At 55.1% G+C, this 6981-nt stretch carries 4 protein-coding genes and 1 riboswitch; of the genes, 1 reads left to right on the forward strand and 3 read right to left on the reverse strand.

Going from position 1 to position 6981, the window contains the following annotated elements:
- Positions 1–173 precede the first annotated feature (173 nt).
- Both ACWIZX_RS01390 and ACWIZX_RS01395 read right to left on the reverse strand, forming a co-directional pair.
- Positions 174–1688 (reverse strand): MutS-related protein, encoded by a 1515-nt coding sequence (locus tag ACWIZX_RS01390; protein ID WP_448334589.1) that lies wholly within the window; start codon positions 1686–1688, stop codon positions 174–176.
- Positions 1685–3217: a MutS-related protein gene (locus ACWIZX_RS01395; RefSeq protein ID WP_448334590.1), complete on the reverse strand. Its 1533-nt coding sequence runs from the start codon at positions 3215–3217 to the stop codon at positions 1685–1687. The genes ACWIZX_RS01390 and ACWIZX_RS01395 overlap by 4 nt, the downstream gene beginning before the upstream one ends.
- 57 nt (positions 3218–3274) lie before the next feature.
- A riboswitch (Fluoride riboswitch) is annotated at positions 3275–3335 on the reverse strand.
- A gap of 208 nt (positions 3336–3543) precedes the next feature.
- On the opposite strand from ACWIZX_RS01395, the gene ACWIZX_RS01400 reads away from it, so the two are divergent.
- Positions 3544–5889, forward strand: a complete 2346-nt coding sequence (locus ACWIZX_RS01400; RefSeq protein WP_448334591.1) for a PEP/pyruvate-binding domain-containing protein — start codon at positions 3544–3546, stop codon at positions 5887–5889.
- Here the strand turns inward: ACWIZX_RS01400 and ACWIZX_RS01405 are convergent.
- Positions 5876–6544 (reverse strand): MgtC/SapB family protein, encoded by a 669-nt coding sequence (locus ACWIZX_RS01405; protein WP_322791260.1) that lies wholly within the window; start codon positions 6542–6544, stop codon positions 5876–5878. The genes ACWIZX_RS01400 and ACWIZX_RS01405 overlap by 14 nt on opposite strands.
- Positions 6545–6981: the final 437 nt, after the last annotated feature.

A 6981-nucleotide genomic window follows, 5' to 3' on the forward strand; every position in this document is an offset into this window, starting at 1 on the left:
GCCTGAATCTGCTGTACCCAGCCCAGCCAGCGAGGTTCGGTCATCGAAAACCCTTTTCCGAGTGGATTGGGGGTAATTGTAACATGCCTGCTGGCTAAAATAGCGGCGTAAACTTCTAAGAAAGCCAGCTTTTGGCATCAAAAATGAGGGTTTCTCATCTCCGCCGGATGAGGTTATTTTGAAAGCGGCTGGGGATGATCCTCGAACACCGCCCTGTACACATCCTCGCCAAAACTGGTTTGCAGCGGCTGACCTTCAAACAATTTATAGGTGCGTCCTCCGCCGCTCATGCGCTCGGCGCGCAGGAAGAGGGCATTTTCCAGCCCTTTCTGGTAAAAGCCGTCCGCAAAGGTAAATTGATGGGTCACAAAGAAGACCTTGATTTGACGATCCAGCAAGGCCTGCGTGATCTGGCGGGCAATTTCCGAGCCTTCCCGCTCGTTGGTCGCCGCAAACGACTCGTTGAAGAGCATCAAACCCTGCGGGCGGATATGATCGGCAATCGCGCTCATCCGGCCGAGTTCTTCATCCAGCTTGCCGCTCTTCATGCTGCTATCTTCTTGGCGTTTGTAGTGGGTAAAAATGCCCGAGCAGAGATTGGCAGCAAAGTGATCGGCCGCTACAAACATGCCGCACTGCATCATGATTTGCGCCTGCCCAATGCTGCGTAAAAAGGTGGATTTTCCGCCCTGATTGGCACCCGTGATGATGACCAGGTCTTTTCCATCCCCGTTTACATCATTGCCAACCACCTTTTTCTTCATCGTCAGCGCCAGGGAAATATCGTACAAACCCCGAACGGTATGGCGGCGCTCACCCAGCGGATACGGCTCAGGGAAAGTCAGCGGGTGGCCCAGTTCGCGCACCTGCTCAAAAAGGTTCAAACATCCGATGTAAAACGCCAGCTCGCCGCGCAACATGGCCAGGTAGTGATCAATGTGTTCGGCGGACTGCGCCACCGCGTTGGCAACCTGATTGATGGCGCGGTCTTTGATTTCTCCCAGCGCGCGTGCGCCCTGCTCATCGCGCGGATGCAGGCTAAAGGAATACTCCGGCGGACGGGCGCGGAAAATCTCTTCCAGCCAGCTGCCGTTGCGCGGATTGGGTTTGCGCAAAGTGTAATGAATGCCTTCATTGCCGCGCCCCAGCTCGGCACTGATCAGCACACCCTCGCGAAAACGCAATGCCTTGATGTGGTCTTCCACCACCCCAAAAAATTCATCGTTAAGTTCGCGCTGAATGATGGCAAAGAAATTACGAAAACCCGGCGAGGTGAAGCGGCTGCTGTGTTCATCGGCCATGCGGCGCAGTCTAAGCAGCAGTTCCACGAACATCGCCATCATCTCCAGCCCGCTGGACAGTACACCGGCCGGATAATGCGTGAAGATTCCCAGCCAGCGTTTGCGTTTGTTTTCGATGGCTTGCAACGGAATTTGATACAACTCACGGATGATTTCGGGGTTGTTGAGGCAGTCCTGCAGGACTTGCTGACGGTAGCGAATGATCTCCAGGTCGGTTTCGCTGGTCAAAATCACCCGCCGGGCAACATCGAACAAAAATTTATCGCCCTGAGCCATGCTGTTGAAGAGCACATTCAATTCAAGGTCTTGAATCAAATCGCTTTCGTTCCACGGCAGCGGCTGCTGCGGGTCAAAATCACGGTCGAGGTAAAGCAGGTTAACCTTCATGCCTGAATACGCTCCTTCAATTTCTCATAGGTCAGGCGGTGTTTTTCAGCAATGGTGATGGCATACGCCAGTCCATCAGCCGGCCTGCGAATGATGCGAAAAGTTCGCCGGGCAACATCTTCCGCGTCCACCGTGCTGATCATGCTGACCGTCTTTTCAGCCGCGGATGCCAGCTCAGTCAGGAATGTTACCCATACACACAGGCTGTCCAGTTCCAGAATACGCTGCATGATCTTGCGGCTGAGGAACAAAGCATCTTTGAGGGTGGTCGAGTTGAACGGCTCGTTGAGGATGATCAGGCTGTTGGGGGTGGCCTGCTCAAAGATCTGGCGCATGCGCGCCAGCTCTTCGTTCAGTTTGCCGCGCAGCTTGCGGATATCTTCCTCCCGTTCAAAATGGGTGAAGATGTCGTCAAAACAAAACAGGCGTGCTTCTCTACCGGGGACGGGCAGGCCAAGACAGGCAAGGTGATGCAGCTGCCCGAACATGCGCGCAAAGGTGGTTTTACCGCCCTGATTCGGCCCGGAAACGATGATGACCCGTTCTTTATCCTGAAGATGAAAATCGTTGGGGACAATCCGGGCAGTATTCTCCCGCAGTTGAATTGCCAGCGCCAGATCGAAAGCATCCACCGCATTCACCGCTTTGTTCTTACGGCTGACCACCGGCAGACAGAATTTCAGCCCGCTTTTCATCAACGGCAAAATGGTTTCCAGATAGGCCAGGTAAAACTGTATCTCACGGTCAAAGGCAAGGATGAAATCGGCCGCAAACTGGGCGTGATCGGCGTAAAAACGGTGCAGACGGTCGAACAATTCGGGGTTCAGGCGCGCCACCAGATCCAGAATCTGCGCCTCGACATGGTTCATGCTGGAAACGATGTTCAGTTTGATCAGATAATCCTTGACCGCTCCCTGCTTGAACTTTTCGAAGGTTTTTTCGACTTCGATGCTGTAGTCGGCCTCACCCTCATAGGGGCGTACTTTGACGGTGGTATCTTTGATCAGGATGCAGTAACGCACCGCCGAAAGGTCTTGTTTCAACTGCTCGGCCTCATCCACCAGACGCTGAAATTCGCTTGAGCGGGCATAAGCATCCAACGCCTGCCGGAAAGCCATCAAACCTCGCGAGCGCAATTCGGCGTTGTTCAAATCCTGTGCCAATTGAATCACCGCCCGCACATAGACCAGCACTGCTTCGAGAAACCAGCCCTCGCGATGATTCTGGTGAACCAGCTCGCCGATTAATTTGCGGTAGCGGCGCAGGATGACCATTTGTGCGGCAAAGGTCTGCAGTCTGGTCAGCGTGGTTTCCTCCAGCAAGTCGCGGACAATTTCCTGTCGGAACTGGATGGTTTCTTCATCTTGAACGGCGGTGTAGTAGTAGGCTTTGAGGTTGTACTCCTGCTTGCTGGCGGTAAGCCAATCCACTACCTGATTCAGATTCAGGTCGTCAAAGTAAGCCGGCGGCTGCGCGTTTTCGGCAACCGCGTGGTCGGCAGAAGGAAATAACATACTGATCGGGTTCATAAGCGGACTTTCACATCTTTCGGTACATCGCCAAAAAAAGCCTCTACTGAGTGGACGGATTCAGTAGAGGCTATCAGTCTTACGACAGTTAAAAGCGAGCCTCATCGCTTTTGTGAATGTATTATAACGTCAGTTCGGGATAAATCCTTTTTGCATCCGATTTCAGAATTTTGCCCCCTCCTGCGCCTCCCCCAATATCGCGGAAGCGATATTGGGGAGGAGGGAGGGGGTGCATTTTGCTGCTCACCGCGGTTTGTGCTCATCCCGAACCCATATTATTTTATCACAAACCCGGCTGGCATGATAAAATCTTGTTCAATAGGGCTATGGCGTTCACACCCACCCACACCGACCGGCTGATTAATGTTGTGCTTGCACTGGCACAGTACCCGATTCTGAGCGGGCGCATCCGCCAGCAAATGCGGCGCGAGTTGTTTTCGCGCGGCATCATCCAGCCGGCCGACTTTGAAAACGAAGTACGCCGGCTGGCCATTCTCTCTCAGGAACGCGAAGGCCTGCGTAACCCGGTCGGCGAAGAACCGGCCGAGGTGTGGGAAACGCGCATGAGCCGCATCCGCGATCACCTGACCGATTTGCGCTTCAGCCAGCATCTGACCCTGGAGGTGCTGGAAAACATCATCAGCGAGGTGTTGAGCGAGCGCGGCATTGACATGGTCGGGCTGATGCTCTCGCTCAACCCCGAAACCGCCCCGTTGGATCTGGTCTTCGAGCAGGCCATGACCATCGAACGCTTGCCGCCGGAAGAACGGCAGAAGTACGAAGCCCGTCTGCAGGAAACCAAAGTGGTGCTGATTCGCAGCCTGATCAGTGATCAACTGCGCTATATCAACATTGCCAAACGCTGGTTCACCATTGACGATTTGCAGCAAATCCGCCGCCACAAAATTGGGCCGGGGCGCATCGGCGGCAAGGCGGCCGGCATGCTGCTGGCGCACCGCATCCTGCGCCAGGCCAGCGCGCTTTCCGAGGACACCTGCCTGATCACCCCCGATTCTTACTACGTCGGCGCGGATGTATTCTACTCCTTCATGTCCATTAACAACCTGTTCCACTGGAACGACCAGAAGTACAAGACCGAAGCCGAAATGCGCGCCGATTATCCCCACATTCTCCGGGATTTTATGGAAGGGGATTTCCGCCCGGATATTGCCCAGCGGCTGGAAGCCCTGCTGGGCAGCGTTGGCAAACAACCCCTGATTGTGCGCTCCTCCAGCCTGCTGGAAGATAACTTTGGCACCGCCTTTGCCGGCAAATACGAGAGTGTTTTCCTGCCAAATCAGGGCAGGCCGTCCGAAAACCTGCGCGCCCTGACGCGCGCCATCGCGCGGGTGTACGCCTCCACCCTCAACCCGAATGCCCTGCTCTACCGCCGGGCGCGCGGGTTGCAGGATTACGATGAACGCATGGCCGTGCTGATTCAGGTGGTGCAGGGCGAGCGTTACGGGCGTTATTACCTGCCGCAGGGCGCCGGGGTGGCTTTCAGCCGCAACCTGTACCGCTGGGCACCCCAAATCCGCCGCGAGGAAGGCTTTGTGCGGCTGGTGTGGGGGCTGGGCACCCGCGCTGTGGACCGGGTGGGCAATGATTTTCCGCGCCTGATCGCGCTCAGCCACCCGCTGCTGCGGCCCTCCACCGACCCCAAAGCCATCCGGCGCTACTCCCAGCAATATGTGGACGTGATTGACCTGGAAGATAACGCCTTCAAAAGCCTGCCGGTGCAGGAAGTGTTGAAAGGAGATTACCCGGCTTTGCGTTATGTGGCTCAGATTGAGGAGGACGGGTATTTTGCATCGCTGCGCTCCCGCTACATGGGCGATGACAAACGCCTGGTGCTGACCTTTGAGGAACTGCTGCGCCGCACCCCCTTTGCCGAGCGCATGCGCGAGCTGCTGCACACCCTCGAACACCACTACGAAGCACCGGTGGACGTGGAATTTACCCTGTCGGTCGAGGAGAAACAGGATAAACCGGAATTGTGCATTACCATCCTGCAATGCCGCCCGCAAAGCCAGTTACAGGTTACTGCAGCCGCAGCGCTGCCCGCCGATTTAGACCCGCAGGATGTGATCTTCAAGACCCACTTTGTGGTGCCGGAAGGCACACTGGAACGGATTGACTATGTGGTATTTGTGCCGCCCGAAGGTTATTTTGCGCTGGAAAGCCTGAATCAGCGCAATGAACTGGCGCGTGCCATTGGGCGGTTGAACAGCGCGCTGGAAAACGAGCGGTTCATCTGCGTTGGACCGGGACGCTGGGGCAGCAGCAATTCGGATTTGGGCGTGCCGATTGATTACGGCGACATTTACCATGCCCGCGCGCTGGTTGAACTGGCCGGGCAGGGCTACGGACTGCCGCCGGAACCTTCGCTGGGGACGCACTTTTTTCAAGATCTGCTGGAATCGCAGATTTACCCGCTGGCCATTTACCTGGACCAGCCTGGCAGCATCTTTCGGCGCGACTTTTTCTACGAAACGCCCGACCGTTTACGCGAATGGATGGACCTGCCGGCCGAACTGTCCAGCAGCCTGCGCTTGATTCGGGTGGCGGATTACCGCCCCAACCACCATCTGGAAATTGTGATGAGCGATGAAAAAGGCGTGGCAGTGGCCTTCCTGCGTCCGGATGCCGAGAACAACCTCACGAAATTTTGAAGCTTTCCAGGCCTTCCAATTCGTTCATCTCGGCGGTGATCAATTCGTACAAATCGGTCTTGCGCGAGCGGAAGGATACTTCCACTTCCAGCCGTTTATTCTTGATGTTTTTGCGGATAGAAACAATTTTGGCATTGAGCTGATGTCTCTTCCAGATTTTATTCAGGTCTTTAAGCGCGCCCGGGCGATCCTGTAAGTGCAGCTCGACGGTCACCGCTAAATCCGGCCCAAACAGTCTTTTCTCGGCCAGATCGAGCAATTCCAGTACCACCAGCAGTAAACCGGTGGCTGCAGCAGCCGGCAGGTAATAACCGGCGCCGACTGCCAACCCGACAATCGCCATCGTCCACAGAGAAGCGGCCGTAGTCAACCCTTTGACGTTCGGACCGTAACGCAAAATGGCCCCGGCGCCCAGAAAACCGATTCCGGAAATCACCTGTGCCGCCAGACGGGCCGGGTCGCCGTTTGGCGCAAATTGGTGGAACTGCATGGCGAGGTTAATTGAAAGAGTCATGGCCAAAGTAGCGCCGACCACCAGAACGATATGCGTCCGCCAGCCGGCCGGCTGGTTTTGGCGTTCGCGCTCAAAGCCGATTACTGCCCCGAGGGCAGTGGCAATTAAGATGCGCAGGAGAATATCCGTTTCACTGATCATGGGATGCTCCCGGATGGAATGATAGAACATATTTTCTATATTTACAACTTGCACTTATTCCATCCACTTTGAGTATAGCATAAGGCGTAGGTCAGAAGAAAGGTGTGGTGAATTTGCGCCTTTGCGTTGAAAAGTAACGAATCGGCAAGCGGCTAAAGCGAAAATGATAGCCTGTCCTTTTGAGCAGGCGTGGCAATCTTATGTGTGACCCCCACCCACCTCCCCCAATATCGCGAAAGCGATACTGGAGGAGGCGAAGGAAGGGGCAATTGATCAGCACGGGTGCGTTTTGCTGCGCTTGGAAGGACATTAACGAAAGTGAATAATCATCAGATGCTGGAGATTATCCCGCACATCCGGTAAAATACGCCATAATCTATCGAAAAGGATGAAAATATGGCGGTTTTAATGTTGCTGGCAGGGCTGGTGTTGTTAAT

The organism is Bellilinea sp., from assembly GCF_053501535.1.